General features: G+C 50.7%; 1 rRNA gene. It reads left to right on the top strand.

Going from position 1 to position 1,376, the window contains the following annotated elements:
* Positions 1-222 precede the first annotated feature (222 nt).
* A 23S ribosomal RNA gene (locus ACXAG1_RS16955) occupies positions 223-1,376 on the top strand; the annotation flags it as partial.

The raw sequence follows: 1,376 nt of genomic DNA, 5'->3' as shown, positions 1-1,376 counted from the left end.
CTCAACATCAATAGAAATGTGTGTCTCTCAAGCACACAAATCCGGAAACCTTATTGAATACCCTTCGATAAGGTTGTGCGAAGCCAAATTGTCTTAGGCAAGGCGCGCGACGAACGAAGAAGGGAGCGTACATTAGTACGTGACCGACTGAGTAAGGAGCAGCAACGCCGCATAAGGCGATTTGGGGAAGCACAAAGTCGTTAGTAGTCGTTTGTGTTGTATGGTCAAGCGACTAAGCGTATACGGTGGATGCCTTGGCAGCTGGAGGCGATGAAGGACGTAGGAGCCTGCGAAAAGTCTAGGGGAGCTGGCACACAAGCTTTGATCCTAGGATGTCCGAATGGGGAAACCCACTCCTTTTAGGAGTATCCCTAACTGAATACATAGGTTAGGGAGGCGAACCCGGGGAACTGAAACATCTAAGTACCCGGAGGAAAAGAAATCAACCGAGATTCCCTGAGTAGCGGCGAGCGAAAGGGGATTAGCCCTTAAGCTATTTATGTCTTAGTGGAAGGATCTGGAAAGTTCCGCGATACAGGGTGATAGCCCCGTACACGAAAAGGCACATTTAGTGAAATCGAGTAGGTCGGGACACGTGTTATCTTGACTGAACATGGGGGGACCATCCTCCAAGGCTAAATACTCCCAGCTGACCGATAGTGAACCAGTACCGTGAGGGAAAGGCGAAAAGAACCCCGGAGAGGGGAGTGAAATAGAACCTGAAACCGTATACGTACAAGCAGTAGGAGCCCTTCGGGGTGACTGCGTACCTTTTGTATAATGGGTCAGCGACTTATTGTCTGTAGCAAGGTTAACCGCATAGGGGAGCCGTAGAGAAATCGAGTCTTAATAGGGCGTTTAGTTGCAGGCAATAGACCCGAAACCCGGCGATCTATCCATGGGCAGGTTGAAGATTGAGTAACATCAATTGGAGGACCGAACTCACTAATGTTGAAAAATTAGGAGATGACCTGTGGATCGGAGTGAAAGGCTAATCAAGCCGGGAGATAGCTGGTTCTCCTCGAAAGCTATTTAGGTAGCGCCTCGCGTCTCACCCACGGGGGTAGAGCACTGTTTGGGCTAGGGGGTCATCCCGACTTACCAACCCCATGCAAACTCCGAATACCGTGGAGTGCAATCGCGGGAGACACACGGCGGGTGCTAACGTCCGTCGTGAAAAGGGAAACAACCCAGACCGCCAGCTAAGGTCCCAAATATCAGTTAAGTGGGAAACGATGTGGGAAGGCCCAGACAGCTAGGAGGTTGGCTTAGAAGCAGCCATCCTTTAAAGAAAGCGTAATAGCTCACTAGTCGAGTCGGCCCGCGCGGAAGATATACCGGGGCTCAAACTGATAACCGAAGCTGCGGATGCTCTT

The sequence above is a fragment of the Microbulbifer sp. ABE4_465 genome, assembly GCF_056160765.1.
This window is presented reverse-complemented; position numbering and strand designations above follow the sequence as displayed.